We start from the raw sequence: 26,824 nt of genomic DNA on the forward strand, positions 1-26,824 counted from the left end.
CGCGCACGCTGCCCGGCCCGTCAGATCGCGTGCGCGAGCGCGCGGTCGACGAGCACGGCTTCGAAGCTGTCGTCCGCGTCACGAAACCGCAGCGGTGCCGCGCAGTGGACGAGCGTGTCGATGAAGTACTTCGCGCGCGGCCACGGCCCGAAGCCGGCCGCCGTGTTGATGTGCCCGGCGTCGCCGAGGTTCACGAACGCGCTGCCCAGGTGCTGCGCGAGCGTGCGCGCGTCGCCGAGCGGCATCCACGGATCGGTCTCGCTGCCGATCACGATCGACGGCACGGCGAGCCGGCGCGCGTCGAACGGCCCGGCAAACGTGAATTTCTTCGGACTGGCAGGCGCGACCAGCAGCACGCCCGCGACATCGCCCGTATGCGGCCACTGCGCGAGCGCTTGCGCGGCCGCGAGGCAGCCGAAGCTGTGCGCGGCCAGCACGAACGGGCCGCGTTCGCGGTCGAGCAATGCGCGCACCGAGTGCGCCCAGCGCGCGAGATCGGGCGCGTCCCAGTCGTCCTGCTCGACGCGCAGCGAGCGCGGGAACTGCCGTTCGAGCCAGGTCTGCCAGTGAGCGCCTTCGCTGCCGTGCAGGCCCGGAACGGTAACGAGCCGCGGCGGCCACGCCGATTTGCTGCATGCGCGCATGATTGCCCTCGCTTGCTTGAAGACGGGATTCGATTGTGGCGCGGCGCCCCCGGCGGCCGAACCAATATTTCGTGCTTTGCTTTTGCGTGGAACGGCCATCCGGGGACGGCCATTCGGGAACGGTAACCCGGGGCGGCCGCCCACGCCGGTCGCCCACGCCGGTCGCCCACGCCGGTCGCCCGCCCCGCGCACCGGCGCGCGATGCGCCGCGAAACCGTAGAATGTGGGCTTCCCGTCAGCTTCACACGGAACCGGGGCCGGGCGCCGACGCGCCGGGCGCCCGGTCGTCAGGAGACGCCCGATGTCCGCTACGCCCGCCGGCGCCCTGCGCCCGGCTCCGCTCGCCGTTCCCGTCACGCGCCTCGCCGGCGCGCGCGCCGTCATCCAATGAAGATCCTGTTCTATTCGCCGCACCAGGAAGCCGGCGCGTGGCGCGACGCGATCGCGCATGCGCTGCCGGAAGCCGAACTGCGCGCGTGGCAGCCGGGCGACACGGCCACCGCCGATTACGCGCTCGTGTGGCGGGCGCCGCGCGAATTCTTCACGCCGCGCGACGGCCTGCGCGCGATCTTCAACCTCGGCGCCGGCGTCGACGCGCTGCTCGCGCTCGACCGCATGCATCCGGGCACGCTGCCGCAGCACGTGCCGCTCGTGCGGCTGGAAGATTCCGGCATGGCGCAGCAGATGGTCGAATACGTGACGCACGCGGTGCTGCGCTACCTGCGCCGCTTCGACGAATACGACGTGCAGCAGCGCGAGCGCCGCTGGCGGCCGCTCGAACCGCATGCGCGCGCCGGCTTCACCGTCGCCGTGCTCGGCCTCGGCGTGCTCGGCGCGCAGGTCGCGCTCGCGCTCGCCGCGCTCGGCCTGCCCGTGCGCGGCTACAGCCGCAGCGCGAAGCAGCTCGACGGCATCGCGACCTTCGCCGGCGACGGCGCGTTCGACGCATGCATCGACGGCGCGAAGGTGCTCGTCAACCTGCTGCCGAGCACGCCCGACACCGACGGCATCCTGTCGTCGCGCGCGTTCGCGCGGCTCGCGCCCGGCGCGTATGTCGTCAACGTCGCACGCGGCGCGCATCTCGTCGAGGCCGACCTGCTCGACGCGCTCTCGAGCGGCCGGATCGCCGCCGCGACGCTCGACGTGTTCGATCGCGAGCCGCTGCCGGAAGATCATCCGTTCTGGCACACGCCGCGCATCACGATCACGCCGCACAGCTCGGCCGAGACGCTGCGCGAAGAAGCCATCGCGCAGATCGCCGGCAAGATCCGCGCGCTCGAGCGCGGCGAGCGTGTCGGCGGCATCGTCGACTACGCACGCGGCTACTGAACCTACAAGCAAACCAGGAGACAACCATGACGTTCCCCACCGCCGTCAAGATCGTCGAAGTCGGCCCGCGCGACGGGCTGCAGAACGAGAAGACGTTCGTGCCGACCGACGTGAAGATCGCGCTCGTCGACCGCCTGTCGCACGCCGGCTTCCGCAACGTCGAAGCCGCGTCGTTCGTGTCGCCGAAATGGGTGCCGCAGATGGCCGACGGCGCCGACGTGATGGCCGGCATCGAGCGCCGCGCGGGCACCGTGTACTCGGTGCTCACGCCGAACCTGAAGGGCTTCGAGAATGCGGTTGCCGCGCGCGCCGACGAAGTCGTGATCTTCGGGGCGGCCAGCGAGGCGTTCTCGCAACGGAACATCAACTGCAGCATCGCCGAGAGCATCGCGCGCTTCGAGCCCGTCGCGAAGGCGGCGAAGGACGCGGGCCTGCGGCTGCGCGGCAGCGTGTCGTGCACGCTCGGCTGCCCGTACCAGGGCGAGGTGCCGGTCGCATCGGTCGTCGACGTCGTCGAACGCTTCGCGGCGCTCGGCTGCGACGAGATCGACATCGCCGACACGATCGGCGTCGGCACGCCGAAGCGCACGCGCGAAGTGCTCGCGGCCGTCACGCGGGTGTTCCCGCGCGAACGCCTGTCGGGCCACTTCCACGACACCTACGGCCAGGCGCTCGCGAACATCTACGCGGCGCTGTTCGAGGGGATCGAGATCTTCCACGCGTCGGTCGCGGGCCTCGGCGGCTGCCCGTACGCGAAGGGGGCGACCGGCAACGTCGCGACCGAGGACGTGCTGTACCTGATGCAGGGCCTCGGGATCGACACCGGCATCGATCTCGCGCAGGTCGTCGCCGCCGGCGACTTCATCTCGAACGCGATCGGCCGCGCGAACGTGTCGCGCGCCGGTCGCGCACTGCTCGCCAAGGCGCAGAGCGCGGCCGACGCCGCGAACTGCGTGTGACCCCGGTATTCGATGGATTCCTCAACATGACGACACCCGCTTCATTCGATTCCCTCCCTGATTCCGCGCGACGCGTCGCGCTGCTGCTGCGCGAGCGCGGCCATGCGAAAGGCATCGTGATGCTCGCCGAAACCGGCAAGACTTCAGCCGAGGCCGCGGCCGGGCTCGGCTGCTCGGTTGCGCAGATCGCGAAGTCGATCCTGTTTCGCCGCCAGTCGGACGGCGCGCCGGTGCTCGTGGTCGCGAGCGGCGTCAATCGCGTCGACGAGAAGAAGGTCGCCGAGCAGGTCGGCGCGGTCGGCCGCGCGGACGCGAAGTTCGTGCGCGACAACACCGGCTATGCGATCGGCGGCGTCTGCCCGATCGGCCATCTCGTCGAACCCGTCACGCTGATCGACGCCGACCTGCTCGAGCTCGACAGCCTGTGGGCGGCCGCGGGCCATCCGCACGCGGTGTTCAACCTGTCGCCGAACGAACTCGTGTCGCTGACGGGCGCGCCGGTCGCGGACGTCGCATTGCGGGAGCCCGCATGAGCGACGTGCCGGTGCCGGTCGGAACGGTCGGGTCGCCGTGCACCGACGTATGCCGGATCGATCCGCGCACCGACTGGTGCGCGGGTTGCCTGCGCACACGCGACGAGATCAAGGGGTGGCGTGCGTCGGACGACGACGCGAGGCGCGCGTTGCTCGCGCGGCTCGATGCGCGGCGGCGCCTGCTTGCGAGGAGCGGCGCATAAAAAAATGCCGTTCAGCCTGACCGGCGAACGGCATGAGATCGGAATCCTGTGAACGTGATCAACGTCACAGCCCGCATCATACGAGCGACGCGGCCGCATCGCATCGGGTGTTTCCCTACAACTTCTTACAGCGTCTTTCACGCGTGTGCGCACACCGCTTTCGCTCGCCATGTACGCGCCGCCTGCCCGCAATACGCGTTCCTGAAATTCGCATTCGACGAGCCGCCGCGCAAGCCCGCAGCGGCGCCGAATCGTACGACCGTTTCAGTTGCCGACTACCGTGCGACGCGCGGGCACGATGCGCCAGCCGAGATTCACGCCGGCCGCCGCGAGCAGGATCAGCAGCGCGCCGGCCACCTGCGTCCACGCGAGCGTCTGCCCGAACGCAACGTGATCGACGACGATCGCGACGACCGGATAGACGAACGACAGCGCACCGGTCATCGCAGTCGGCAGCTTCTGGATCGCGCCGTACAGCAGCACATACATCAGACCTGTGTTCACGACGCCGAGCACGACGAGGTCGAGCCACTGCGCGGCGGTTGCCGGCAACGTGCCGAAGTGCGCGAACGGCGCGAGCAGCAGGACACCGAGGCCGGCCTGCAGCAGCGCGAGCAGATGCGGCGGCGTGCCCTTCAGGTGCTTCGTGACGATCGACGAGATCGCATACAGAAAGGCCGCGCCTAGCGACAGCGCAACACCTTCCAGATATTCGCCCGGCACCGCGAGCACGGCCGGCTCGACGCGCACCACGGCGACGAGCCCGACGAATGCGAGCGCGAGCCATGCGAGCGTCGACGCGGTGATCCGCTCGCGGAACACGATCGCGCCAAGCGCGACGAGCATGAACGGCTGCGTGTTGTAGACGGCGGTCGCCATCGAGATCGATGCGCGCGAATAGGCGGCGAACAGCAGCAGCCAGTTCGCGACGATCGCGACGCTGCCGAGCGTCGCGAGCGCGAGCATCCGTGGCGAGAACAGCGCGCGGCGCAGGAAGCCGAACGCCGCGCAGACGATCGCGAGCGTCGCGGCACCGAACAGGCAACGGAAGAACACGACGTTGGTGAGCGGTTGCTGCGACGACATCACGAGCCAGCCGATCGTGCCGGACATCAGCATCGCGACGACCATCTCGGCGGCGCCGCGGCGAATTTCATTCGAAGCCATCGTGAACTCCGTTCAGAAGAGTGGATGACTTCGATTCTAGAAACTTGCTTTCACGGCAGCCACGGCTAAACTGAAGTGAAACAACCGATTCACCTTCGAAAGAAAAGCGATCATGCCGAAACGCCTTTCCCCGCCCGCCATCGCGTCGCTCGACGCGACCGACCGTGCGATCCTCGCGGCGCTGGCCGACGACGCGCGCATCGCGACCAGCGAGCTCGCCCGGCAGATCAGGCTGTCGGCGCCCGCGACCGCCGACCGCGTGCGGCGGCTCGAAGCGCAAGGCGTGATCGCCGCGTTCACCGTCGAGCTCGACCCGCGCGCGCTCGGCTACACGCTGCAGGCGATCGTCCGCGTGAAGCCGCTGCCCGGCCAGCTGCATCTCGTCGAAGAGATGCTGCGGCGGATTCCCGAATTCGTGGAGTGCGACAAGGTCACCGGCGACGACTGCTTCATCTGCCGGCTCTACCTGCGCACGATCGAGCACCTCGACGACATCCTGTCGAAAGTGACGGAGCGCGCCGAGACGAGCACCGCGATCGTGAAATCGACGCCCGTGCCGCGCCGCCTGCCGCCGCTCGTCGAGGACGACGGCGCGCACCGCTGAGCTGCCGGTACGCGCCCGCTTGCGTGTCGTCAGGCGGCCGCGTCGCGCGCCTCGAAGAACGCGAGCGATTCGTCGATCAGCGCGACGGGCGCCTCCTCCGGAATGTAGTGTCCGCACTCGAGCGCACGGCCGCTCACGTCGCGCGCGACGCGGCGCCATTCGTCGAGCGGATCGAAGCAGCGGCCGACGATCCCGTGCTCGCCCCACAGCACGCGCAGCGGGCACGCGACCTTGTTGCCGCGCTCGAGATCCGCACGGTCGTGCTCGAGATCGATCGTCGCCGACGCGCGGTAGTCCTCGCACATCGCATGCACGGCGCCCGGCTGCGCGAGCGCGGCCCGGTACGCGGCGAGCGCCTCGGGTGCGAACGGCGCAAGCCCGGCGGACCGGTTGCCCATCACGCGCTCGATATACGCATCGGTATGCGCGCCGATCAGCGTCTCGGGGAGCGGCTCCGGCTGGATCAGGAAGAACCAGTGGAAATACGCGGTCGCGAACGCACGATCGGTTTTCTCGTACATCGCGAGCGTCGGCGCGATGTCGAGCAGCATCATCCGCTCGACGGCGTCCGGATGATCGAGCGCAAGCCGGTGAGCGACCCGCGCGCCGCGATCGTGTGCGCACACGTGGAAATGCTCGAAGCCGAAATGCCGCATCACGGCAACCTGGTCGGCCGCCATCGCACGTTTCGAATACGGCGCATGCTGCGCGTCGCTCGGCGGCCTGCCCGATGCGCCGTAACCGCGCAGGTCGGTGGCGATCACCGTGAAATGATGCGCGAGCGTCGCGGCGACGCGATGCCAGATCATGTGGGTTTGCGGATGTCCGTGCAGCAACAGGAGCGGCGGACCCGCGCCTCCTTTGACACCGAAGATATCGGTGTCCTGCACCGTCACGCGAAACGGTGCAAACGCCTCAAACGACATGGTTTGTTTCTCGTTGGTTTGTTATGGCGGCTATTTTAGGAGCGCTTGCGCATCTACACAGCGGGGCAACAGCCGGAATCCGTAGAAAGAGAGCACTCACTCGATTGCCGGCACACCACGCATTTTGTTAAGCTCGCGTAGAATCGCACGATCGTTCGTATTAATAAGAACGACCTCGTTTCGCAGCTACACTCGAATCACCGTTCGACCGCAAAGCATGGCGTCGGCGCGACCGCGCGGCCGCCCCCTGGAGACTGGAGACATCACATGGCATTGCCCACCGTCCTGCAGAACCTGACGCTGCCCGTCATCGCGTCGCCGATGTTCATCGTCAGCTACCCCGAACTCGTGCTCGCGCAATGCAAGGCGGGCATCGTCGGTTCGTTCCCCGCGCTCAACGCCCGTCCGGCAGAACTGCTCGACGAGTGGCTCACGCAGATCCAGTCCGAGCTCGCCGACCACAAGGCGAAACACCCCGACGCGGTGATCGGCCCGATCGCGGTCAACCAGATCGTCCACCAGTCGAATGCGCGGCTCGAGCACGACGTGCGCGTGTGCGTCGAGCACAAGGTGCCGATCTTCATCACGAGCCTGCGCGCGCCGGCGCGCGAGATCGTCGACGCGGTGCACAGCTACGGCGGCATCGTGCTGCACGACGTCATCAACCTGCGTCACGCGCAGAAGGCGCTCGAAGCCGGTGTCGACGGGTTGATCCTCGTCGCGGCCGGCGCCGGCGGCCACGCGGGCACGACGTCGCCGTTCGCGCTCGTCGGCGAAGTCCGCAAGATCTTCGACGGCCCGATCGTGCTGTCCGGCTCGATCGCGAATGGCGGCTCGATCCTCGCCGCACAGGCGATGGGCGCCGATTTCGCGTACATGGGCACGCGCTTCATCGCGACGCAGGAAGCGCACGCGATCGACGACTACAAGCACGCGATCGTGAACGCGAAATCGTCGGACATCATCTACACGAACCTCTTCACGGGCGTGCACGGCAACTACATCCGCGAGAGCATCGAGAAGGCCGGCCTCGATCCGGACGCGCTGCCGGAATCCGACAAGACCAAGATGAATTTCGGCAGCGACAAGACCAAGGCGTGGAAGGACATCTGGGGTGCCGGCCAGGGCGTCGGCCTGATGGACGACCTGCCGAGCGTGGGCGCGCTCGTCGAGCGCCTGAAGCGCGAGTACGACGACGCGAAGGCGCGGCTCGGCATCCCGCGCTGACGGATGCGGCGGCCGTGACGGCCGCCACCGGCGCGCATACCGCCGACAAAACAAAAAACGCGAACCGCAGCGGTTCGCGTTTTTTTCATCGCCCCGCTGCAGCGGGAAAGACGGCTCACACCGCGCGCTTCATCCGCGTAATCGGCAGCACGCGCAGGCGCGATTCGATCGACGGGCACAGCGACTGCCCTTCGAAACGCGCCGCCAGGAAATCGACGAACGAACGCACCTTCGCGGACACGTGACGACGGCTCGCGTAGACCGCATAGATCGGCGCCTCGTGCGGCGGCACCGCATCGAGCAGCACCGGCACGAGCCGGCCGGACTCGATGTCGTCGCCGACCACCTCGGTGCCGAGCAGCGCGATGCCCGCGCCCGCGAGCACGGCCGCACGCAGCCCTTCGAGATGATTCACGATCAGGTTGCCGTTGAGGTTCACGCGCGACGCGGCGGCCGCGTCGATCACCAGCGAGTCGAGCATCGTCGAATTCGAGTCGCGCCGCAGGTAGTTGTGGTGCGCGAGATCGGCGATCGTCTCGGGCGTGCCGTGCTTCTCGAGATACTCGGGCGACGCGACCAGCAGGATGTGCGCGGTCGCGATCTGCCGCGCCACCAGCGATGACGATTTCAATCCGTTCGGTGCCGCGCGCACCGCGACGTCGTAGCCTTCCTCGATCAGGTCGACCACGCGATCGGACAGCGTCATGTCGACGGTCACGTCCGGGAACCGGCCCGCATAATCGGTGACGGCCTGCATCACGTGGCGCAGCCCGAACGCGGACAGCGACGTCACGCGCAGCCTGCCTTGCGGCACCACGCTCGCGGCGCCGACGGCCTGCCCGGCTTCGTCGAGTTCCGACAGCGCCTGCACGAGGCGCTCATAGTATTCGCGTCCCGCCTCGGTAGGCGCGACGCGTCGTGTCGTGCGATGCAGCAGCCGCGCACCGAGCTGCTGCTCGAGATGCATCACGTGCTTGCTCGCCATCGCAGCCGACATCTGCATGCGCTCGGCCGCGCCGACGAAGCTGCCCACTTCGACGACGTAGCGAAACACATTCATGCTGACGAGGGTATCCATCGAACTAGCTCGTAATGACGGGGGAATGGTCCAATTACGAGATAGGGTAACAAAGGCGAGGAAACAGAAAGGTCAAGAAAGGCAAAACGGCGCCGCGGGTGGCGGCGCCGTTTCGGCGGGAAAACATGCAGCCGCAACGCGCGATTTACGCGCGCGGCCGGCTCGCCGATCGCGCGTGCGCGTCAGAACTTCGCGCGGATGCCTGCGCCGAACGTGTTGCCGGTCGACAGGCCGCTGATGTGGTCGTTCATGTATGCCGCGTAGACGTCCGTGCGCTTGGACAGCGGATAGTCGTAGCCGACGGCCCAGGTCTGGCGCGTCTGGTCGAGGCCGCCCGAATCGCGCGAGTACGCGTACGATGCCATCGCGTTGCCCACGCCGAGCGGCACCGACACGCCGCCCTGCGCGGTATTCACGTGCCAGCTGCCCGCGACCTGGTCATTCTTCGTATACATGTACTGGCCGAACAGCTTCACGTACTTCAGGTCGTAGGTCGCGCCGACTTGCGCAATGCCCTGGCTCTTCATGCCGGCCACCAGCGCGCTCAGGTCACGCGGGCCGTTGTTGAAGTTCACGTACTGATAGACCGCGGTCGCCGCGAACGGGCCGTTCGCATAGTTGAACTGCGCGCTCCACTTCTTCGAGCCGTTGTCGCCTGCCTGGTTGCCGAGTGCGTACATCGCGCCGAAATTCAGGCCACCGAACGACGGCGACGTGTACGACAGCGCGTTGTTCCAGCCCGAGTCGCCGACGGCACCCTGGTCGCTCGGGTAGGTCGGGAACGTGCCGAGGCCGAGGAACACGTGGTACACCATCGGCGAGAAGGTGTACGAGTCGTAGAACGGGTTGAACAGGATCGTCGACAGGAACAGGTGCGTCGTCAGGCGGCCGGCCGTCACCGTGCCGTACGGCGAATCGATGCCGACGTACGCGTTGCGTGCGAAGAATGTGTCGCCCTGGAAGCGGCCGAACTGGCCGTTCTGCGCGCGGAAGAAGCTTTCCAGCGTGAAGATCGCCTTGTAGCCATTGCCGAGATCCTCGGCGCCGTGCATGCCCCAGTACGACGTCGACATCCCGCCGCCGCTCACGTTCCACGCGCGGTTGCCGCCCGGGAACTTGGTTGCGCCGACCCATTCGTCAACCTGACCGTAGAGCGACACGCTCGATTGTGCATGAGCGGGAGCGGTGGCCGCCACGCAGGCGGCTGCGGCGATCAGCTTGACGGACGTGCGCGACGCACGGCGAGCGAGTGCTTTCATTGGATCTCCAGATTTTGTCGAATAGTCGATAAGTGGCGCGAGCGTTGTTTTTTGGAGCCGAGTGCTTGCGTCGTATGGGGCGCAGCCATCTTTACGGATCATTCGTCCGGTCAAAATTGCGCACACTTATTGCGGGTATAGCGGCAGCATTAACTTCGCGGAATTGATCCATGGCCGGGTACCCGCCGGCGGCCCGGCGTGAACGCGGTTGCACGGCGGGGCGGCGGCGTGGCACACGCGAGCCGGGCGCGAAAGATAGCGCAATGCGACGGGAAAATCAGCGGAAATCTGTGCGCGACTGTGGCGAATTCGCATCAGCCGGCGGAGGGACGAGCGCGTGGGCGCTCAGTTTCGGTAGAACGGGGAGAAATACGGCGAGTGTGCAGGCTCTTCCTGCGAGCGGGGGGGCGGCATCGGGCGGCCGCCGCGCTCCTCGTTGTAGCGCGCGACGTCGGCGCGGATCGAGCCGGCGCGCAACGGCACGTTGCCACCGCCCGGCGGGCGCGGCATCTGGCGCGCATCGGCGCTGATCGGGCGATACGGGCTTTGCGCGGCGTAATGGCCGTACGACGGCGTCGGCCGCAGGCCCCAGCGGGAGCCGTAACCGTTCACGCCGCCGGCACGTGCACCGGCAGGAGGCGCAACGCGGCGCCAGACGGGGGCACCGCCAGCCGGCTGACCGTACGCGCGCATGTCGCCGCCACCGAAGCCGTGGCTGCCGAACCCATGACCGCCGTGGGGCGGCTGCGCGAGCGCGAGCGGCATCAGCAGCGCGCCGAGCACGCCTGCCACCCATCGTCCGATCTTCCGTTTCACCCGTTCCGTCATCGTCCAGTGCCTGTCCATGCCCGTCGCCGGTTCCTTTCGACCGACCCAAGGCTTTCAGCAGTAATTTATGAGCGGGCCGAAAGCGTGTCGAGCCAAAAAGTGTTATGTCGCCGGCATCGGTGTAACACCATGTTACTGCTAGGTTTTTTCACTTCGGCGGGCGACCGGGGCAGAACATTCTTCTGCCGTTTCGAGCATGGCCGGGCCGGTACCGTGAGCGTTGTTGCATGACATTGTTTCATCAATCGATTCCCACAATGAATTTGTGTAGTGAATCACCAACCCGGACAATGGCGCCATCCGCGCGCGCGATGCGCGCCTTCCGTCGTTTCCGAATCGAGTTCCCGATGGCCCGTCCCCGTTTTCTTCCCGACAACTTCACGCTCGCGCTCGTCGGCACCGTCGTGCTCGCGAGCCTGCTGCCCTGCCGCGGCCCGGCCGCCCACGCGTTCAACTGGGCGACCAACATCGCCGTCGGCCTGCTGTTCTTCCTGCACGGCGCGAAGCTGTCGCGCGAAGCCGTCGTCGCGGGCGCGACCCACTGGCGGCTGCATGCAGTCGTGCTGCTGAGCACGTTCGCGCTGTTCCCGCTGCTCGGCCTCGCGCTGAAACCCGTGCTGCAGCCGCTCGTCACGCCGACGCTGTATGCGGGCGTGCTGTTCCTGTGCACGCTGCCGTCGACAGTCCAGTCGTCGATCGCGTTCACGTCGATCGCGAAAGGCAACGTGCCGGCCGCCGTGTGTGCGGCATCCGCGTCGAGCCTGCTCGGGATTTTCGTTACGCCGGCGCTCGTCGGGCTGATGATCACGTCGCAGTCGGCCACCGCGGCATCGCCGTGGAGCACCGTCGGCAGCATCGTGATGCAGCTGCTCGTGCCGTTCATCGCCGGCCAGTTGCTGCGGCCCGTGATCGGCGGCTGGATCGACCGGAACCGCGGCGTGCTGCGCTTCGTCGACCAGGGCTCGATCCTGCTGGTCGTCTACGTCGCATTCAGCGAAGCCGTCAACGAGGGCCTGTGGCACCAGATCCCGCCGCGCGCGCTCGGCGGCCTGCTCGTCGTCAACCTCGTGCTGCTCGCGATCGCGCTACTGCTGACCGCGTTCGTCAGCAAGCGGCTCGGCTTCAACCGCGCCGACCAGATCACGATCATCTTCTGCGGATCGAAGAAGAGCCTCGCGGCCGGCGTGCCGATGGCGAAGGTGATCTTCTCGGCGAACGCGGTCGGTGCGATCGTGCTGCCGCTGATGCTGTTCCACCAGATCCAGCTGATGGCGTGCGCGGCGCTCGCGCAGCGCTGGGGGGCGCGCGACATGAGCGGCGAGCACGACGAGGGCGACGCGGCATCGGGGCCCGGTGCGCTGAGCGCGGGCAAGCGCTGACGATCAGGGCGGCGGGACGGGCACCGGGGGGCCGTCCCGCCTTTCCGCCTTTCCGCCTTTCCGCCTTTCCGCCTTTCCGCCTTTCCGCCTTTCCGCCTTTCCGCCTTTCCGCCTTTCCGCCTTTCCGCCTTTCCGCCGTATCGCCGTATCGCCGTATCGCCGTATCGCCGTATCGCCGTATCGCCGTATCGCCGTATCGCCGTATCGCCGTATCGCCGTATCGCCGTGCAGTCCTTCCAAATGCGCCCCAGGCGCGATGCACCGGCAACGCCCATCGCGTCACGAAATCTTCATTCAATTCTCCGCGAGCAGTGCCGTTAAATCGGGCGTCCCGTCGAACCGGCTGCCCTCGCCCATGCCCGCGCCCCACCCCGATTCCGCTGCCGCCAGCACCACGCGCCTGATCGCGGATCGCGCGCTCGCCGCCGTCTTCCAGCCGATCGTCGATCTCGGGTCGGGGACGGTGGTCGGATACGAGGGCCTGATACGCGGCCCGCGCGGCACCGATCTCGAGCCGCCCGCCGCGCTGTTCGCGCAGGCCGCGCGCGAAGGCGAGACCATCGCGCTCGAACAGGCGGCCGCGCTCACCTGCCTCGACGCGTTCGCGGCGCTCGGCTGCGACGGCAAGCTGTTCCTCAATTTCAGCGCCGGCGCGATCCTGCAACTCGCGCGCGAACGCGAGCGCGCCCGCCAGCTGCTCGGCCGCGCGCGGGTCGGCGCCGAGCGCATCGTGATCGAGCTGACCGAGCAGAACGCGACGACGGACATCGCCCACATCGGGCCCGCGGTCGCATCGCTGCGCGACGCCGGCATCCAGTTCGCGCTCGACGACTACGGCACCGCGAACGCGAGCATGAACCTGTGGCTGCGCCTGCAACCGGACGTCGTGAAGATCGACCGCTTCTTCATCCACGACATCGCCCGCGACCCGCTGAAGTTCGAGGCCGTGAAGGCGATGCAGCACTTCGCGCAGGCGAGCGGCGCGCAACTGATCGCGGAAGGCATCGAGAACGAATGCGACCTGATCGTCGTGCGCGACATGGGCATCTGCTGCGTGCAGGGCTTCCTGCTCGGCCGGCCGAACGCGCAGCCGTCGCGGGTCGTCGCGCCGGCCGCGCGCGATGCGATCCGCGCGCCGCACATCGCGGTGTTTCCCGGGGCAACGCGCTCGGTGCGGCCGGCCGGCACGATCGCCGGGAAGATGCTGGTTCCGGCGCCGGCGCTGCCGCGCGACGCGACCAGCAACGACGTGCTCGACCTGTTCAACCGGATGCCCGACCTGCACGCGGTCGCCCTCGTCGAACGCGGGCGGCCCGTCGCGCTCGTGAATCGCCGCAGCTTCATCGACCGCTTTGCGCTGCCGTACCACCGCGAGGTGTTCGGGAAGAAGCCGTGCCTGCAGTTCGCGAACGACGCACCGCTGATGATCGATAACGCAACGACGTTCGAGCAACTCGCGATGCTGCTCGCAAGCCACGACCAGCGCTATCTCGCGGACGGCTTCGTGATCACCGAACACGGCCGCTACGTCGGGCTCGGCACCGGCGAGAGCCTCGTGCGCGCAGTGACCGAGATGCGCATCGAGGCCGCGCGTTACGCGAATCCGCTGACGTTCCTGCCCGGCAACATCCCGATCAGCGCGCACATCGACCGCCTGCTCCAGCGCGACGCCGGCTTTCATGCGTGCTACGTCGACCTGAACCAGTTCAAGCCGTTCAACGACCAGTACGGCTACTGGCAGGGCGACGAGGTGCTGAAGTTCGCGGCGACGGTGCTGGCCGGCGTGTGCGACCCGCAGCGCGACTTTCTCGGGCACGTCGGCGGCGACGATTTCCTCGTGCTGTTCCAGCGCGCCGACTGGCGCGAACGCGCCGCCGACGCGATCGCACGCTTCAACGACGGCGCGCAGCTCTTCTACACGCAGGCCGACCGGCAGGCGGGCGGACTGCGCGGCGAGGACCGCCACGGCAACCCGGCGTTCTTCGGCTTCGTGACGATGGCGATCGGCGCGGTCGGCGTGCCGGCCGGCGCACACGGCGCGAAGCGCTACGGCAGCGACGAGATCGCGTCGGTCGCCGCGCTCGCGAAGCGGCGCGCGAAACAGCAGCCGGACGGGCTCGCGGTCGTCGACCTCGATGCCGGCCGCGCCGCGCTGCGCCATCGCGGCGAACGACCGGGCGCGGCGATACGCTGAACGCGGCGGGCGGCCGTCGATTGCGGAACGAACACGGCGGCCCCCCCGTGCGACGATGGCGCCCCTCCGCCCGTCATGCGGCCGAGCCGTTCGTTGTGCACCGCCTTCCCGCGGGCCTGGGCACGCCGTTGGGCACGCGTGCGCAAACGCAGGAAGCCGGCCCGCCTGCCGCCACTTCACGCCCGCCAGGCACCCGCACGCCCACCTTGCCTTTTTCGCGTTTTGTTTAGTATTTTTAGTAACGGCGTTTTCGCAGATTAGCGCTTAAAAACCCGGATTTTGCGGGTATTCCCCGTCCATCCGGCCCGAATTCCGCAATACGTTTTACTATACAATCGCTTTCATCCTAAACAAACCGGACCCCGAACGATGGGTACGACCATTCGCGATGTGGCGCGGGCGGCAGAGGTCTCGATCGGCACCGTCTCCCGCGCGCTGAAAAACCAGCCGGGCCTGTCCGAAGCCACGCGGGCGCGCATCGTCGAGATCGCGCAGCGGCTCGGCTACGATTCCGCGCAGTTGCGGCCGCGCATCCGCCGGCTCACCTTCCTGCTGCACCGCCAGCACAACCGCTTTCCGGCCAGCCCGTTCTTCTCGCACGTGCTGCATGGCGTCGAGGACGCGTGCCGCGAGCGCGGCATCGTGCCGACGCTGCTCACGGTCGGGCCGAACGACGACGTGCTGCGCCAGATGCGCCCGCACGCGCCCGACGCGATCGCGGTGGCCGGCTTCATCGAGCCCGAGACGATCGAGGCGCTCGCCGCGACCGGCCGCCCGCTCGTGCTGATCGACCTGTGGGCGCCCGGGCTGCGCTCGGTCAACATCGACAACGCGACGGGCGCGGCGCTCGCGATGCGCCACCTGCTCGCCACCGGCCGCACGCGGATCGCTTTCATCGGCGGCTCGCCCGCGCATTACAGCATCGCGCAGCGCGCGATCGGCTACCGGCGTGCATTCTTCGAGGCCGGGCGGCTGTTCGATCCCGCGTACGAAGTGACGATCGACGCGGGTCTCGATCCCGATACGGGCGCCGCACGTGCGATGGAGCAGTTGCTCGACGCGCCGGGCCCACGCCCGGAAGCCGTCTTCGCGTACAACGACGCGGCCGCGCTCGCCGCGCAGCGCGTCTGCACCGCACGCGGGCTGCGCATTCCCGACGACATCGCGATCGTCGGCTTCGACAACATCCCGGCTGCCGCCCACGCGAGCCCGCCGCTCACGACGCTCGCGGTCGACAAGGAGGCGCTCGGCCGCCGCGGCGTCGAACTGCTGCTCGCGGAAGCACCCGAGCGCACCGAGATTTCCCTGCCCGTCGAGCTGATCGTGCGGGCCAGCAGCCAGCCCGCCGGCTCCCCGGCGCTCGATACCGCCACGGCCACCGAATCATCATGAACATGCCCCCGGTCCAACCCTGCACGGCCGCGCCGGCCGCCCACACGCAAGCCGCCCCGTTCGTCGCGAGTTTCCGCGATCCGTCGTTCCTGCTGTCGCACATCGAGGACACGCTGCGCTTCTACGCAACGAACGCGTTCGACCCGACGGGCGGCTTCTACCACTACTTCCGCGACGACGGCAGCATCTACAACCGCACGTCGCGGCACCTCGTCAGCAGTTGCCGGTTCGTCTTCAACTACGCGATGGCGTACCGGCATTTCGGCGATCCGCGCCACCTGGAATACGCGCGCCACGGGCTGCGCTTCCTGCGCGACGCGCACTGGGACGACGAACTGCAGGGCTACGACTGGGAACTCGACTGGCGCGACGGTGCGAAGCGCGAGACGCTCGACGGCACGCGCCACTGCTACGGGCTCGCGTTCGTGCTGCTCGCGGCCTCACATGCGACGATGGCCGGCATCGACGAGGCGCGCCCGCTGATCGCGGCCACCTACGAGCTCGCCGAGCACCGCTTCTGGGATGCGGCCGCGGGCCTCTATGCGGACGACGCGACGCCGAACTGGATCGTGTCGTCGTACCGCGGCCAGAACGCCAACATGCACATGACGGAGGCGCTCCTCGCGGCCTACGAGGCGACCGGCCACCTCACGTACCTCGATCGCGCGGAAAAACTCGCGTCCCACATCACGCAGCGCCAGGCCGCGCTGTCGGGCGGGCTCGTGTGGGAGCACTACCATGCGGACTGGTCGGTCGACTGGGACTACAACAAGGAAGACAGCTCGAACATCTTCCGTCCGTGGGGTTTCCAGCCCGGGCACCAGACCGAATGGGCGAAGCTGCTGCTGATCCTCGAGCGGCACCGCCCGCTCGACTGGCTCGTGCCGCGCGCCGCCGAGCTGTTCGATGCCGCGCTCACGCACGCGTGGGACGCCGATCACGGCGGCCTGTACTACGGCTTCGGCCCCGACTTCACGATCTGCGACCACAACAAGTACTTCTGGGTGCAGGCCGAAACCTTCGCGGCGGCCGCGATGCTCGGCGCGCGCACCGGCAGCGAGCGCTTCTGGGACTGGTACGACGAGATCTGGCGCTATAGCTGGGCGCACTTCGTCGATCACCGCTACGGTGCGTGGTACCGGATCCTCACCTGCGACAACCGCAAGTACAGCGACGAGAAGAGCCCGGCCGGCAAGACCGACTATCACACGATGGGCGCGTGTTACGACGTGCTTGCGACCCTCGCGCGCGCGCAGCGCAGCGAGCCGACGCAATGAGCGGCGGCATGTTTCCGGCTTTCGTGTCGGCGGGCGACATCCTGACCGACATGGTGCGTGCGGGCGATGCGCAATGGACGTCGGTGCCGGGCGGCGCCGGCTGGAACGTCGCGCGCGCGGTCGCGCGGCTCGGCGTGCCAAGCGCGCTCGCGGGCGCGATCGGCGAGGACTGCTTCTCCGACGTGCTGTGGCGCACGAGCGACGCGGCCGGGCTCGACCTGCGCTTCCTGCAGCGCGTCGCGCGGCCACCGCTGCTCGCGATCGTCCACGAGACGCGCCCGCCCGCGTACTTCTTCATCGGCGAAGCGAGCGCCGATCTCGCGTTCGATCCCGCGCGGCTGCCGGCCGGCTGGACCGACCACGTGAAATGGGCGCATTTCGGCTGCATCAGCCTCGTGCGCGAGCCGCTCGCGGGCACGCTGGCCGCGCTCGCGGCCGACCTGCACGCGCGCGGCGTGAAGATCAGCTTCGACCCGAACGTCCGGAACCTGATGACGGCCGCATACCGGCCGACACTGGAGAAGATGGCGGCGCTCGCCGACCTGATCAAGGTGTCCGACGAAGACCTGCGCCACCTGTTCGGCGGCGACGGCCCCGAAGCGATTGGCGCGGTGCGTGCGCTGAACCCGCGCGCGGCCGTGCTCGTCACGCGCGGCGCGCAGGCGGCGACGCTCTACGCGGACGGCGACGTGCATGAGGCCAGCCCGCCGCGCGTCGAGGTGGCCGACACCGTCGGCGCGGGCGATGCGTCGATCGGCGGCATGCTGTTCAGCCTGATGGCCGCGCCGCAGCGCACGTGGCGCGAGCATCTCGTGTTCGCGCTGGCGGCGGGCGCCGCCGCGTGCCGGCATACGGGCGCGCATGCGCCCGCGCTCGACGAGGTCGTCGCGCTGATCGAACGCTGATGGAAAGGACGGTGACCGGACATTGTTCGGTCACCGATAAGCGGCACTGTACATGCTGCGCCGCAGTGCTACGATGAAGTGTCCTTTTGCGGGAGAGCACGATGGACACGAACACGTTCACGAAAGGCATCTACACGGCCAAGGCGCATACCCAGCATGCGGGCAACGGGCAGTTCCAGGGTTACGTGATCCTCGCGCGCGACGACGGGGACGACACCGAGAACACACGTTACGACGTCCACTCGACGAGCCCCAGCGAGGAAGAAGCGTTCGACGAGGCGAAGGCGCTCGCGCACCGGATCCTCGGCGAGATCGAGCTGTAACGCGCGCCACCTTTTCGGCGCGGCTCAGAGCAGCCGCGCCACCATCGATAGCAGCATCGTCAGTACCAGCGTCGACATGAACGGGAACGGGTAGCGCCGCCCGCCGAGGGTCAGCGTGACGTCGCCCGGCATCCGCCCGATGCCGAGCTTGCCGAGCCATGGCCAGCAGCGCGTCAGGATCATCACCGCGATGAACGTCGTCAACAGCCAGCGCAGCATGGCCGGCTCCCGTCAGAGTGCGTGCGAGCGGTCGCCGCGCGCGAACGCGTCGAGCGTGCCGTCGATGCCGCGCGAGAACGCGATCACCTTGAACAGCTCGCCCATCTCGGCTTCCGAGATCAGCTTCTGCACCGCGTTCGCGGCCGGCAGGAATGCGCGGATGTCGGACGGATCGATCGCGGCCAGCGCGTCGGTGATGCCCGCGTTCAGCAGGAAGCGCGCCTGCGACGTGTAGCCGAGCAGGTCGGCGCCGGTGGCAATGGCCGCGTCGTAGATGCCGGTGAATTCGACGTGCGCGGTAATGTCCTGCAGCCCCGGGTACAGGAACGGATCGTCGTGTGCGTGGTGGCGGTAGTGGCACATCAGCGTGCCGCGGTCGCGCTGCGGATGGTAGTACTCGTGCGCCGGAAAACCGTAGTCGACCAGCAGCACCGCGCCGCGCCCGAGCATCGTGCAGACGGTGCGCGTAAACGCCAGCGCGGCCTCGTGCGTCTCGGTCACGTAGCCGTCGCCGACGTCGAGCTGCGCGAGCACCGGCGGCAGGCCGGCCGCGCCGACGGGCCGGTCTTCGAACCCGATCGCCCGCTGCGCGTCGAGCGCGACGCCGCGCTCCTGCCACGCGCCGCCCGCCTTCGCGAACAGCCGCACGGGCATTGCATCGAGCACCTCGTTGCCGACCACGACGCCGTCGAACCGCTCGGGCAGCGCGTCGAGCCAGCGCACCTTCGCGGCGAGCGCCGGTGCGGCGGCCTCGATCGTGTCGCGCTGCCGTTCACGCAGCTCGCCGGACAGGTCGACGATCAGGTAGGCGTCGAGCTCGGTGCCCAGCGCGTCGAGCGCCGCAAGCAGACCGGCCGCGAGCTTGCCCGTGCCGGCGCCGAATTCCATCACGCAACGCGTGCCGCTCGCCGCGAGCGCTTGCGCGACCGGTTGCGCGAGCGTCTGCGCGAACAGCGGCGACAGCTCGGGGGCTGTGACGAAGTCGCTGCCGTCGTCGGCGCGGCGCCCGAACTTGCGCGCGCCGCCGCTGTAATAGCCGAGGCCGGGCGCATACAGCGCGCGCTCCATGAAGCGGTCGAACGGCAGCCAGCCGCCGGCCGCCGCGATCTCGTCGCGCAGTTGCGCGGCGAGGGTTTCGGACTGCGCAAGCGCGTCAGGGCCGGGAGCAGGTAAACTAGCGGGTTCGTGAGCTTTCGGGTTCATCCCGGCATTGTAAATGACCGTTTCAGCCGATACGTCGACCCCACGCGTGGTGCTCGTCACGGGCGCCCTGGGCAGCACGGCCGACGCCGCGTCGATCGGCCGGGCACTCGCGACGGGTTTCGCACGCCGCGGCTGGGACGTCGCGCTGCAGCGCAGCGACGGCGCGCCGCGCGCGGCCGCCGACGCGCTCGTCGCCGAAGTCGCGGCGCTCGGCCGCCGCGCGGCCGTGCTCGACGCCGATCTGGCCCTGGAAACCGACGCAGCCGGCCTCGTCGCCGCGTGCGGCGCGGCGCTCGGCCGGCCCGCGTGCGCGGTGTTCGTCAGCGCCAGCGCGGGTGCCGACGACGCGCACACGGTGGACGGCGCGTCGCTCGCCGGCGCGCTCGCGCGCAACGTGACGGCGCCGCTCGCACTGGCCCGCGCGCTCGCCGATGCGACGCCCGACGCCGCGCGCGAGCACGAAGCGCTGCGTGCATGCGCGATCCACGTGCTGGACCAGGCGCTGTTTCACCCTGCGCCGGCGCAGTTGTCGCACGCGCTGATGCAGGCCGCGCTGAACCGCGCGACGTCGGCGCTGGCGCTGTCGCTGGCGCCGAAGGTGCGGGTCGCGGCGCTCGTGCGCGGCCACGCGCCGCACGCGGACGACATCGCGGCGGCGGCCTGCTATCTCGCGAGCGCGCCCGGCGTCACGGGCGCGACGCTGACCGTCGACGGCGGCGAGCACCTCGTGCCGCCCGCCGCCGGCCCGAATGAATGAACTGCGCGGAAACGCGCGGCCTGACTGCCGCCGCCCGCGCCGCTTTGCGTGTGCGCACGCCAATTTGACTGGGACGACCATGTTTTCCGCTCTCCTGCACCCCCGCCTCGCGGACTGCCGCAGGCTCTACCTGCGCGACTACGAAGTGCACATCAACATCGGTGCCTTCGAACACGAGAAGCGCGGCGAGCAGCGCGTCGTCATCAATGTCGACCTGTTCGTGCCGCTCGCGCTGTCCACCCCCGTCGACGACCGGCTGCATGAAGTCGTCGACTACGACCTGATGAAGCAGAGCGTCGCGCAATGCGTGGCGCGCGGCCACATCCACCTGCAGGAAACGCTGTGCGACGCGATCGCCACGCGCCTGCTGGCGCACGACGCCGTGCGCGCGGTACGCGTCTGTACCGAGAAACCGGACGCTTATCCGGACTGCGACGCCGTCGGCGTCGAAGTCTTTCGCATCAAGGACGAGGAGCGCGCATGAACGCCCCCCACATGAACGACACGGCGGCCGACGCCGCCACCCTCGACGCGACCGCCGCCCCGGCCGGCCGCCCGGCGCTGACGCGCCGCGAGCAGAAGGACGCGTACGAGAACAACAAGCTGTACAAGCGGATCGTGCGCCAGGTCGGCCAGGCGATCGGCGACTACAACATGATCGAGCAAGGCGACAAGGTGATGGTATGCCTGTCGGGCGGCAAGGACAGCTATGCGATGCTCGACGTGCTGCTGCGCCTGCGCGAGCGTGCACCGATCGATTTCGACATCGTCGCGGTGAACCTCGACCAGAAGCAGCCGGGCTTCCCCGAGCACGTGCTGCCCGAATACCTGAAGCAGGTCGGCGTGCCGTTCCACATCGAGAACCAGGATACCTACAGCATCGTCAAGCGGCTCGTGCCCGAAGGCAAGACGACCTGCTCGCTGTGCTCGCGGCTGCGCCGCGGGATCCTGTACCGCGTGGCCGGCGAGCTGGGCGCGACCAAGATCGCGCTCGGCCACCACCGCGACGACATCGTGCAGACGCTGCTGCTCAACATGTTCTACGGCGGCAAGCTGAAGGGAATGCCGCCGAAGCTGCAGTCGGACGACGGCAAGAACATCGTGATCCGCCCGCTCGCGTACGTGAAGGAAACCGATCTCGAGAAATACGCGGAGCTGCGCGAATTCCCGATCATCCCGTGCAACCTGTGCGGCAGCCAGCCGAACCTGAAGCGCGCGGAAATGAAGGCGCTGATCCGCGAATGGGACAAGCGCTTCCCGGGCCGCGTCGACAACATGTTCAACGCGCTCGCGAAGGTCGTGCCGTCGCACCTGATGGACCCGACGCTGTACCCGTTCCAGTCGCTGCGCGCGACAGGCGAAGCCGATCCGCAGGGTGACATCGCGTTCGACGAGGAGCCGTGCGCGTCGGGCGACGACACCGCGGCGCCGGGCGGCGCCCAACCGATCTCGATCGTCCAGTTCGACGACCTGTAAGCGGGGCCGGAACGGCGCGCGAGCCGCCCGTTCCGGCGTTGCTGCCGCGCCGCAGCAGGCCCGGAACGACGGGGGCCGCATGCTAAAATGGACAGCTTCGAACTCCTCTGACAAGCTGGCGCCATGAATATCGTGATTTTGGCGGCAGGCACCGGCAAGCGCATGCGTTCCGCGCTGCCGAAAGTGCTTCATCCCCTGGCCGGCAGGCCGCTCCTCTCCCACGTCATCGACACCGCGCGCACGCTGCAGCCGTCCCGGCTCGTCGTCGTCGTCGGTCACGGCGCCGAGCAGGTCCAGGCCGCCGTCGCCGCGCCCGACGTCCAGTTCGCGGTGCAGGCCGAGCAGCTCGGCACCGGCCACGCGGTGCGCCAGGCGCTGCCGCTCCTCGATCCCGCTCAACCGACGCTCGTGCTGTACGGCGACGTGCCGCTCACGCGCGCATCGACGCTGCAGCGCCTCGTCGATGCCGCGCGCGAAGGCCGCTACGGGATTCTGACCGTCACGCTCGACGATCCGACCGGTTACGGCCGCATCGTGCGCGACGCGGCCGGCTTCGTCACGCGCATCGTCGAGCAGAAAGACGCGTCGCCCGAACAGCTGAAGATCGCCGAGATCAACACCGGCATCATCGTTACACCGACGGCCCAGCTGTCGATGTGGCTCGGCGCGCTGAAGAACGAGAACGCGCAGGGCGAGTACTACCTGACCGACGTCGTCGAACTCGCGATCGAGGCCGGTTTCGAGGTCGTCACCGCGCAGCCCGACGACGAATGGGAAACGCTCGGCGTGAACAGCAAGGCGCAGCTCGCCGAGCTCGAACGCATCCACCAGCGCAATATCGCCGAAGCACTGCTCGTCGACGGCGTCACGCTCGCCGATCCGGCGCGCCTCGACGTGCGCGGCACGCTGCGCTGCGGCCGCGACGTGTCGATCGACGTGAACTGCGTGTTCGAAGGCAACGTGACGCTCGCCGACAACGTGACGATCGGCGCGAACTGCGTGATCCGCAATGCGTCGGTCGGCGCGGGCACGCGCATCGACGCGTTCACGCACATCGACGGCGCCAAGCTCGGCGCGCACACCGTGATCGGCCCGTACGCGCGGCTGCGCCCCGGCGCGCAGCTCGCGGACGAAGCGCACGTCGGCAACTTCGTCGAGGTGAAGAACGCGGTGATCGGCCACGGCTCGAAGGCGAACCACCTCACGTACATCGGCGACGCCGATATCGGCGCGCGCGTGAACATCGGCGCGGGCACGATCACCTGCAACTACGACGGCGCGAACAAGTTCCGCACCGTGATCGAGGACGACGTGTTCATCGGTTCCGACACGCAGCTCGTCGCGCCCGTGCGCGTCGGCCGCGGCGTGACGATCGCCGCCGGCACGACGATCTGGAAGGACGTGGCCGACGGCCTGCTCGCGTTGAACGAGAAGACCCAGACCGCGAAGAGCGGCTACGTCCGCCCGGTCAAGAAGAAAAGCTGAACCTTTTGCGGGCGCCCCGGCGGCGCCCGCGTCGACTTACAGGACTGACTCATTCATGTGCGGCATTGTCGGCGCAGTTGCGCAACGTAATATCGTTCCGGTGCTGATCGAAGGATTGCGGCGCCTCGAATACCGTGGCTACGACTCGTGCGGCGTCGCCGTGCTCGAGCCGGGCGCACCGAAGCGCGCGCGCAGCGTCGCGCGCGTCGCCGATCTCGACACGCAGGTGCGCGAATCGCACCTCGAAGGCACGACGGGCGTCGCACACACGCGCTGGGCGACGCACGGCGCACCCGTTACGCACAACGCGCACCCGATCTTCTCGTCGAACGCGCTCGCACTCGTCCACAACGGCATCATCGAGAACTTCGAATCGCTGCGCGAAGCACTGCGCGCGAAGGGCTACGAATTCGTGTCGCAAACCGACACCGAAGTGATCGCCCACCTCGTGCACAGCCTGTATCGCGGCAACCTGTTCGACGCGGTGCGCGAAGCGGTGGGCCAGCTGCACGGCGCGTATGCGATCGCCGTGATCCACAAGGACCAGCCGCACACTGTCGTCGGCGCACGCCAGGGTTCGCCGCTCGTGGTCGGCCACGGCGACGGCGAGAACTTCCTCGCATCCGATGCGCTCGCGCTTGCAGGCAGCACCGACCGCTTCACGTTCCTCGAGGAAGGCGACGTGTGCGAACTGTCGCTCGACGGCGTGAAGATCGTCGACCGGAACGGCGCGCTCGCGCAGCGCGAGATCCGCGTGGTCAGCGCATACGGCGGCGCGGTCGAGCTGGGCCCGTATCGCCACTTCATGCAGAAGGAAATCTTCGAGCAGCCGCGCGCGATCGGCGACACCGTGCCGCAGACGGACGCGTTCGACGCGACGCTGTTCGGCGACGCCGCGCCCGCCGCGTTCGCGGAAATCGACAGCCTGCTGATCCTCGCGTGCGGCACGAGCTACTACTCGGGCCTGACCGCGAAATACTGGCTCGAGTCGATCGCGAAGATCCCGACCCAGGTCGAAATCGCGAGCGAGTACCGCTACCGCGAATCGGTGCCGAACCCGCGCCAGCTCGTGCTGGTGATCTCGCAGTCGGGCGAGACGGCCGACACGCTCGCAGCGCTCAAGCACGCGCAGTCGCTCGGCCATACGCACACGCTGGCCGTCTGCAACGTCGCGACGAGCGCGATGGTGCGCCTCACCGAAATGCAGTTCCTGACGCACGCGGGCACCGAGATCGGCGTCGCGTCGACGAAGGCGTTCACGACGCAGCTCGTCGCGCTGTTCGTGCTGGCCGCAACGCTCGGCAAGCTGCGCGGGCACGTCGATGCCGCGCAGGAAGCCGAGTTCCTGAAGCAGTTGCGCCACCTGCCGGCCGCGCTGAACAGCGTGCTCGCGCTGGAACCGCAGATCATCGCGTGGTCGGAGGAATTCGCGCGCAAGGAAAACGCACTGTTCCTCGGCCGCGGGCTGCACTACCCGATCGCGCTCGAAGGCGCGCTGAAGCTGAAGGAAATCTCGTACATCCACGCCGAGGCCTATCCGGCCGGCGAGCTGAAGCACGGGCCGCTCGCGCTCGTCACGGAAGCGATGCCGGTCGTCACCGTCGCGCCGAACGACACGCTGCTCGAGAAGCTGAAGTCGAACATGCAGGAAGTGCGTGCGCGCGGCGGCGAGCTTTACGTGTTCGCCGATGCCGACACGCAGATCGTCAACGACGACGGCCTGCACGTGATCCGGATGCCGGAGCACTACGGGCAACTGTCGCCGATCCTGCACGTCGTGCCGCTGCAGTTGCTCGCATATCACACCGCGTGCGCACGCGGCACCGACGTCGACAAGCCGCGGAACCTCGCGAAATCGGTGACGGTGGAGTAAAACCGGGCGCCGGGATGCCCCTGCCGGGCTGTTCCGGGCGCGTACCGGCGTGAAGCAGGCCATTCGGCCAGGTCGAAATATGTACCACGTAGTGGCATATAATCCTGTGCTGACTCGACCGGCCCGACATGCCTGCTTCCGTACGGCGCGCCTTCAGGACGACGTGGTTTCACAAGGCAGCGAGAAAATCAGGCATCGTCGATACCGAACTCTGCCGTGCTGCGCAGGAACTGGCGCGCGGCCAGGGCATCGAGCCCGGCGGCAATGTCCGGAAAAAGCGCCTGGACGGCAATCGGCAGCGCGGGATCGTGCCGGGCAAGGTCGGGCGGGCGTGGGTGTTCGTCTTCCTGTTCGCGAAACGCGACCGGAGCGACACCGGCGAACGTGAACTGCGCGCCTTCGAAAAGCTCGCCGCGGATATCGGGCACCGCAGCAACGCCGATATCGCGACGCTGCTCGCACCGAAAGCGCTTGTGGAGATTTGCAATGGCCAAGAGTCGATTCAAGAGCGATGTGACGGAGGCGATCCACAGCGCCGCGTCGGGACTCTATCGCGCCAAGCTGATCGACAAGAAGACGATGCGCGAATACGACGATCTCTGCATCGAGGCCGCCCCGCAGTTCGATCCGGAAGCAATCGCCCGCATCCGCAAATCCGTCAACGTCAGCCAGAGCGTGTTCGCGCTCTACCTGAACACGACGGCGTCGACGATCCGCCAATGGGAACAGGGCGACAAGCGGCCGAGCGGCATCGCGGCCCGGATGCTCCAGATCGTCGAGAAACATGGGCTCGAGGTGTTCTCCTGAGCCCCTTCCCCGAATGCGCATGCACGGCCGACCGAACGCGGGTCGCAAAGAATATGACGGAGAGACAATGGTAAGACTGATTGGATGCGGTTTGCTGGCGCTGACGTTCGCGTCGACGGGCTGGGCCGCCGAGCATTACGTCGAGGTCTGGAATCCACCCGAGGCGCGGCATCCGGCAGCCCGTACGCCGGATGCCCGTATGCCGGACGCCCGTACACCGGCCGCGCACACCGGCGCCGACACGCGCGCCGGCAAGAGCGCGGAGAAGCACGCGAATGCAACACCGAAAGCTGCGGTGAAACCGCACAAGCGCCGCGTCGCGCAGGCCGTGAAAGCCGGTTCGCATCGTCCGCCCGCCGCCGCGGCCGAGACACCGGCCGCCCCGCGCCCCGTCGCGCAGCCCGCACCGGGCCGCCTGACGGTGATGCAGCCGGCTGCGCCCGATGTGCAGCAGCACGCAGTGAATTACTCCGACATCCCGCGGCAATACACGCCGGACGGCAACGTGCTGCGCGTCGGCACGCACAACCGCTCCGCGGAGGTGACTCGATAATGGAAGCACAAACCTACCACGGCTACCAGATCTGGGGCCACGCGATCCTGCAGCAGGACGAGATCCTGCAGCCCGAGCGCTTCGCGGCGAGCGGCACGATCACGCAGAACAACAAGCTGGTCGAGGCATCCGGCGTGCTCGGTGTGTTCGACACCGAGGACGACGCGCGCGATGCGGGGCTCGAATGGGCCCGCGCATGGATCGACAGCCACCGCTGACCGGGC

28 protein-coding genes and 1 pseudogene are annotated in these 26,824 nt (G+C 68.3%); 21 read left to right on the forward strand and 8 right to left on the reverse strand.

From position 1 onward, the window contains the following. Window positions 1–20 precede the first annotated feature (20 nt). On the reverse strand, window positions 21–644 hold the full coding sequence (locus B7G54_RS31730; RefSeq protein WP_085042735.1) for an RBBP9/YdeN family alpha/beta hydrolase: 624 nt from the start codon (window positions 642–644) through the stop codon (window positions 21–23). A 387-nt stretch (window positions 645–1,031) separates the two neighbouring features. On the opposite strand from B7G54_RS31730, the gene B7G54_RS31735 reads away from it, so the two are divergent. Genes B7G54_RS31735 through B7G54_RS31750 form a run of 4 tightly spaced genes read left to right on the forward strand, consistent with a single transcriptional unit; the run spans window position 1,032 to window position 3,668 of the window. Continuing rightward, the gene (locus tag B7G54_RS31735) at window positions 1,032–1,973 is read left to right on the forward strand and encodes a 2-hydroxyacid dehydrogenase (protein ID WP_085042736.1); all 942 of its coding nucleotides are present in this window, start codon (window positions 1,032–1,034) and stop codon (window positions 1,971–1,973) included. Between the two features lie 26 nt (window positions 1,974–1,999). Further along, the gene (locus B7G54_RS31740) at window positions 2,000–2,932 is read left to right on the forward strand and encodes a hydroxymethylglutaryl-CoA lyase (protein ID WP_046544281.1); all 933 of its coding nucleotides are present in this window, start codon (window positions 2,000–2,002) and stop codon (window positions 2,930–2,932) included. A 26-nt stretch (window positions 2,933–2,958) separates the two neighbouring features. Further along, a complete protein-coding gene (locus B7G54_RS31745; RefSeq protein WP_085042737.1) occupies window positions 2,959–3,465 on the forward strand; it encodes a YbaK/EbsC family protein in 507 nt (168 codons plus the stop codon). Then, a complete protein-coding gene (locus tag B7G54_RS31750; RefSeq protein ID WP_085042738.1) occupies window positions 3,462–3,668 on the forward strand; it encodes a DUF1289 domain-containing protein in 207 nt (68 codons plus the stop codon). The genes B7G54_RS31745 and B7G54_RS31750 overlap by 4 nt, the downstream gene beginning before the upstream one ends. A gap of 264 nt (window positions 3,669–3,932) precedes the next feature. Here the strand turns inward: B7G54_RS31750 and B7G54_RS31755 are convergent, their stop codons facing one another. After that, window positions 3,933–4,835: a DMT family transporter gene (locus tag B7G54_RS31755; protein WP_085042739.1), complete on the reverse strand. Its 903-nt coding sequence runs from the start codon at window positions 4,833–4,835 to the stop codon at window positions 3,933–3,935. Between the two features lie 112 nt (window positions 4,836–4,947). Between B7G54_RS31755 and B7G54_RS31760 the strand changes: the two genes are divergently transcribed. Next, the gene (locus tag B7G54_RS31760; protein ID WP_085042740.1) at window positions 4,948–5,439 is read left to right on the forward strand and encodes an Lrp/AsnC family transcriptional regulator; all 492 of its coding nucleotides are present in this window, start codon (window positions 4,948–4,950) and stop codon (window positions 5,437–5,439) included. A 29-nt stretch (window positions 5,440–5,468) separates the two neighbouring features. Here B7G54_RS31760 and B7G54_RS31765 read toward each other — a convergent pair whose 3' ends face one another. Continuing rightward, window positions 5,469–6,365 carry an alpha/beta fold hydrolase gene (locus B7G54_RS31765; RefSeq protein WP_085042741.1) on the reverse strand — a complete coding sequence of 299 codons (897 nt, stop codon included), beginning with the start codon at window positions 6,363–6,365 and terminating at the stop codon, window positions 5,469–5,471. 267 nt (window positions 6,366–6,632) lie between these two features. Here B7G54_RS31765 and B7G54_RS31770 point away from each other — a divergent pair, with 267 nt between their 5' ends. Then, window positions 6,633–7,592 (forward strand): NAD(P)H-dependent flavin oxidoreductase, encoded by a 960-nt coding sequence (locus tag B7G54_RS31770; RefSeq protein WP_085042742.1) that lies wholly within the window; start codon window positions 6,633–6,635, stop codon window positions 7,590–7,592. Between the two features lie 115 nt (window positions 7,593–7,707). Here B7G54_RS31770 and B7G54_RS31775 read toward each other — a convergent pair whose 3' ends face one another. The 3 genes from B7G54_RS31775 to B7G54_RS31785 form a co-directional block, all read right to left on the reverse strand. Next, a complete protein-coding gene (locus tag B7G54_RS31775; protein ID WP_085042743.1) occupies window positions 7,708–8,670 on the reverse strand; it encodes a LysR family transcriptional regulator in 963 nt (320 codons plus the stop codon). A 182-nt stretch (window positions 8,671–8,852) separates the two neighbouring features. Beyond that, on the reverse strand, window positions 8,853–9,929 hold the full coding sequence (locus tag B7G54_RS31780) for a porin (protein ID WP_085042744.1): 1,077 nt from the start codon (window positions 9,927–9,929) through the stop codon (window positions 8,853–8,855). Between the two features lie 345 nt (window positions 9,930–10,274). Beyond that, window positions 10,275–10,757, reverse strand: coding sequence for a peptide-binding protein (locus B7G54_RS31785; RefSeq protein ID WP_085042767.1), 483 nt, complete (start codon window positions 10,755–10,757; stop codon window positions 10,275–10,277). 347 nt (window positions 10,758–11,104) lie between these two features. Here B7G54_RS31785 and B7G54_RS31790 point away from each other — a divergent pair, with 347 nt between their 5' ends. The 6 genes from B7G54_RS31790 (at window position 11,105) to B7G54_RS31820 (ending at window position 18,227) form a co-directional block, all read left to right on the forward strand. After that, window positions 11,105–12,136, forward strand: coding sequence for a bile acid:sodium symporter family protein (locus B7G54_RS31790; RefSeq protein WP_085042745.1), 1,032 nt, complete (start codon window positions 11,105–11,107; stop codon window positions 12,134–12,136). A gap of 355 nt (window positions 12,137–12,491) precedes the next feature. Further along, window positions 12,492–14,330 carry an EAL domain-containing protein gene (locus B7G54_RS31795; RefSeq protein ID WP_085042746.1) on the forward strand — a complete coding sequence of 613 codons (1,839 nt, stop codon included), beginning with the start codon at window positions 12,492–12,494 and terminating at the stop codon, window positions 14,328–14,330. A 369-nt stretch (window positions 14,331–14,699) separates the two neighbouring features. Further along, window positions 14,700–15,722, forward strand: a complete 1,023-nt coding sequence (locus B7G54_RS31805) for a LacI family DNA-binding transcriptional regulator (protein WP_085042748.1) — start codon at window positions 14,700–14,702, stop codon at window positions 15,720–15,722. Further along, on the forward strand, window positions 15,719–16,999 hold the full coding sequence (locus B7G54_RS31810) for an AGE family epimerase/isomerase (RefSeq protein WP_085042749.1): 1,281 nt from the start codon (window positions 15,719–15,721) through the stop codon (window positions 16,997–16,999). The genes B7G54_RS31805 and B7G54_RS31810 overlap by 4 nt, the downstream gene beginning before the upstream one ends. Beyond that, window positions 16,996–17,904 (forward strand): carbohydrate kinase family protein, encoded by a 909-nt coding sequence (locus B7G54_RS31815; protein ID WP_085042750.1) that lies wholly within the window; start codon window positions 16,996–16,998, stop codon window positions 17,902–17,904. The genes B7G54_RS31810 and B7G54_RS31815 overlap by 4 nt, the downstream gene beginning before the upstream one ends. A 101-nt stretch (window positions 17,905–18,005) precedes the next feature. Next, window positions 18,006–18,227 carry a hypothetical protein gene (locus tag B7G54_RS31820; protein ID WP_011353424.1) on the forward strand — a complete coding sequence of 74 codons (222 nt, stop codon included), beginning with the start codon at window positions 18,006–18,008 and terminating at the stop codon, window positions 18,225–18,227. A gap of 24 nt (window positions 18,228–18,251) precedes the next feature. On the opposite strand, the gene B7G54_RS31825 is transcribed toward B7G54_RS31820, so the two are convergent. After that, window positions 18,252–18,446 carry a DUF2905 domain-containing protein gene (locus B7G54_RS31825; RefSeq protein ID WP_006477606.1) on the reverse strand — a complete coding sequence of 65 codons (195 nt, stop codon included), beginning with the start codon at window positions 18,444–18,446 and terminating at the stop codon, window positions 18,252–18,254. 12 nt (window positions 18,447–18,458) lie between these two features. Then, window positions 18,459–19,649 carry a class I SAM-dependent methyltransferase gene (locus B7G54_RS31830; protein ID WP_085042751.1) on the reverse strand — a complete coding sequence of 397 codons (1,191 nt, stop codon included), beginning with the start codon at window positions 19,647–19,649 and terminating at the stop codon, window positions 18,459–18,461. Between the two features lie 13 nt (window positions 19,650–19,662). On the opposite strand from B7G54_RS31830, the gene B7G54_RS31835 reads away from it, so the two are divergent. From B7G54_RS31835 to B7G54_RS31875, 9 genes and pseudogenes are all read left to right on the forward strand, one after another. Then, a complete protein-coding gene (locus B7G54_RS31835; protein ID WP_085042752.1) occupies window positions 19,663–20,406 on the forward strand; it encodes an SDR family oxidoreductase in 744 nt (247 codons plus the stop codon). A gap of 79 nt (window positions 20,407–20,485) precedes the next feature. Next, window positions 20,486–20,890, forward strand: a complete 405-nt coding sequence (locus B7G54_RS31840) for a dihydroneopterin aldolase (RefSeq protein WP_085042753.1) — start codon at window positions 20,486–20,488, stop codon at window positions 20,888–20,890. Further along, window positions 20,887–21,882 carry a tRNA 2-thiocytidine(32) synthetase TtcA gene (gene ttcA, locus B7G54_RS31845; protein WP_085042754.1) on the forward strand — a complete coding sequence of 332 codons (996 nt, stop codon included), beginning with the start codon at window positions 20,887–20,889 and terminating at the stop codon, window positions 21,880–21,882. The genes B7G54_RS31840 and ttcA overlap by 4 nt, the downstream gene beginning before the upstream one ends. 123 nt (window positions 21,883–22,005) lie before the next feature. Beyond that, window positions 22,006–23,367: a bifunctional UDP-N-acetylglucosamine diphosphorylase/glucosamine-1-phosphate N-acetyltransferase GlmU gene (glmU, locus tag B7G54_RS31850; protein WP_085042755.1), complete on the forward strand. Its 1,362-nt coding sequence runs from the start codon at window positions 22,006–22,008 to the stop codon at window positions 23,365–23,367. 55 nt (window positions 23,368–23,422) lie between these two features. Further along, entirely contained in the window at window positions 23,423–25,240 is a 1,818-nt protein-coding gene (glmS, locus tag B7G54_RS31855; protein WP_085042756.1) for a glutamine--fructose-6-phosphate transaminase (isomerizing), read from the forward strand. 128 nt (window positions 25,241–25,368) lie between these two features. Beyond that, window positions 25,369–25,731: pseudogene (locus B7G54_RS31860) on the forward strand (type II toxin-antitoxin system RelE/ParE family toxin); the annotation flags it as partial. After that, complete coding sequence (locus B7G54_RS31865) at window positions 25,727–26,047, forward strand: helix-turn-helix domain-containing protein (protein WP_085042757.1); 321 nt, start codon at window positions 25,727–25,729, stop codon at window positions 26,045–26,047. The pseudogene B7G54_RS31860 and the gene B7G54_RS31865, both read left to right, overlap by 5 nt. A gap of 67 nt (window positions 26,048–26,114) precedes the next feature. Further along, window positions 26,115–26,600 (forward strand): hypothetical protein, encoded by a 486-nt coding sequence (locus B7G54_RS31870; protein ID WP_085042758.1) that lies wholly within the window; start codon window positions 26,115–26,117, stop codon window positions 26,598–26,600. Then, on the forward strand, window positions 26,600–26,818 hold the full coding sequence (locus B7G54_RS31875) for a hypothetical protein (protein ID WP_011353435.1): 219 nt from the start codon (window positions 26,600–26,602) through the stop codon (window positions 26,816–26,818). Before B7G54_RS31870 ends, B7G54_RS31875 begins: the two co-directional genes overlap by 1 nt. The last annotated feature ends 6 nt before the right edge of the window (window positions 26,819–26,824 follow it).

The organism is Burkholderia puraquae (genome assembly GCF_002099195.1).
GTDB lineage: Bacteria > Pseudomonadota > Gammaproteobacteria > Burkholderiales > Burkholderiaceae > Burkholderia > Burkholderia puraquae.

Bases quoted from the DNA above. Each gene is read 5' to 3' on its own strand.
- B7G54_RS31810 (WP_085042749.1), top strand. From the start codon at position 15,719: ATGAACATGCCCCCGGTCCAACCCTGCACGGCCGCGCCGGCCGCCCAC.
- B7G54_RS31730 (WP_085042735.1), bottom strand. From the start codon at position 644: ATGCGCGCATGCAGCAAATCGGCGTGGCCGCCGCGGCTCGTTACCGTT.
- B7G54_RS31825 (WP_006477606.1), bottom strand. From the start codon at position 18,446: ATGCTGCGCTGGCTGTTGACGACGTTCATCGCGGTGATGATCCTGACG.
- B7G54_RS31820 (WP_011353424.1), top strand. From the start codon at position 18,006: ATGGACACGAACACGTTCACGAAAGGCATCTACACGGCCAAGGCGCAT.
- glmU (WP_085042755.1), top strand. From the start codon at position 22,006: ATGAATATCGTGATTTTGGCGGCAGGCACCGGCAAGCGCATGCGTTCC.
- B7G54_RS31830 (WP_085042751.1), bottom strand. From the start codon at position 19,649: ATGAACCCGAAAGCTCACGAACCCGCTAGTTTACCTGCTCCCGGCCCT.
- glmS (WP_085042756.1), top strand. From the start codon at position 23,423: ATGTGCGGCATTGTCGGCGCAGTTGCGCAACGTAATATCGTTCCGGTG.
- B7G54_RS31735 (WP_085042736.1), top strand. From the start codon at position 1,032: ATGAAGATCCTGTTCTATTCGCCGCACCAGGAAGCCGGCGCGTGGCGC.
- B7G54_RS31835 (WP_085042752.1), top strand. From the start codon at position 19,663: ATGACCGTTTCAGCCGATACGTCGACCCCACGCGTGGTGCTCGTCACG.
- B7G54_RS31790 (WP_085042745.1), top strand. From the start codon at position 11,105: ATGGCCCGTCCCCGTTTTCTTCCCGACAACTTCACGCTCGCGCTCGTC.
- B7G54_RS31755 (WP_085042739.1), bottom strand. From the start codon at position 4,835: ATGGCTTCGAATGAAATTCGCCGCGGCGCCGCCGAGATGGTCGTCGCG.
- B7G54_RS31840 (WP_085042753.1), top strand. From the start codon at position 20,486: ATGTTTTCCGCTCTCCTGCACCCCCGCCTCGCGGACTGCCGCAGGCTC.
- B7G54_RS31775 (WP_085042743.1), bottom strand. From the start codon at position 8,670: ATGGATACCCTCGTCAGCATGAATGTGTTTCGCTACGTCGTCGAAGTG.
- B7G54_RS31760 (WP_085042740.1), top strand. From the start codon at position 4,948: ATGCCGAAACGCCTTTCCCCGCCCGCCATCGCGTCGCTCGACGCGACC.
- B7G54_RS31870 (WP_085042758.1), top strand. From the start codon at position 26,115: ATGGTAAGACTGATTGGATGCGGTTTGCTGGCGCTGACGTTCGCGTCG.
- B7G54_RS31795 (WP_085042746.1), top strand. From the start codon at position 12,492: ATGCCCGCGCCCCACCCCGATTCCGCTGCCGCCAGCACCACGCGCCTG.
- B7G54_RS31805 (WP_085042748.1), top strand. From the start codon at position 14,700: ATGGGTACGACCATTCGCGATGTGGCGCGGGCGGCAGAGGTCTCGATC.
- B7G54_RS31765 (WP_085042741.1), bottom strand. From the start codon at position 6,365: ATGTCGTTTGAGGCGTTTGCACCGTTTCGCGTGACGGTGCAGGACACC.
- ttcA (WP_085042754.1), top strand. From the start codon at position 20,887: ATGAACGCCCCCCACATGAACGACACGGCGGCCGACGCCGCCACCCTC.
- B7G54_RS31875 (WP_011353435.1), top strand. From the start codon at position 26,600: ATGGAAGCACAAACCTACCACGGCTACCAGATCTGGGGCCACGCGATC.
- B7G54_RS31780 (WP_085042744.1), bottom strand. From the start codon at position 9,929: ATGAAAGCACTCGCTCGCCGTGCGTCGCGCACGTCCGTCAAGCTGATC.
- B7G54_RS31750 (WP_085042738.1), top strand. From the start codon at position 3,462: ATGAGCGACGTGCCGGTGCCGGTCGGAACGGTCGGGTCGCCGTGCACC.
- B7G54_RS31815 (WP_085042750.1), top strand. From the start codon at position 16,996: ATGAGCGGCGGCATGTTTCCGGCTTTCGTGTCGGCGGGCGACATCCTG.
- B7G54_RS31865 (WP_085042757.1), top strand. From the start codon at position 25,727: ATGGCCAAGAGTCGATTCAAGAGCGATGTGACGGAGGCGATCCACAGC.
- B7G54_RS31770 (WP_085042742.1), top strand. From the start codon at position 6,633: ATGGCATTGCCCACCGTCCTGCAGAACCTGACGCTGCCCGTCATCGCG.
- B7G54_RS31785 (WP_085042767.1), bottom strand. From the start codon at position 10,757: ATGACGGAACGGGTGAAACGGAAGATCGGACGATGGGTGGCAGGCGTG.
- B7G54_RS31740 (WP_046544281.1), top strand. From the start codon at position 2,000: ATGACGTTCCCCACCGCCGTCAAGATCGTCGAAGTCGGCCCGCGCGAC.
- B7G54_RS31745 (WP_085042737.1), top strand. From the start codon at position 2,959: ATGACGACACCCGCTTCATTCGATTCCCTCCCTGATTCCGCGCGACGC.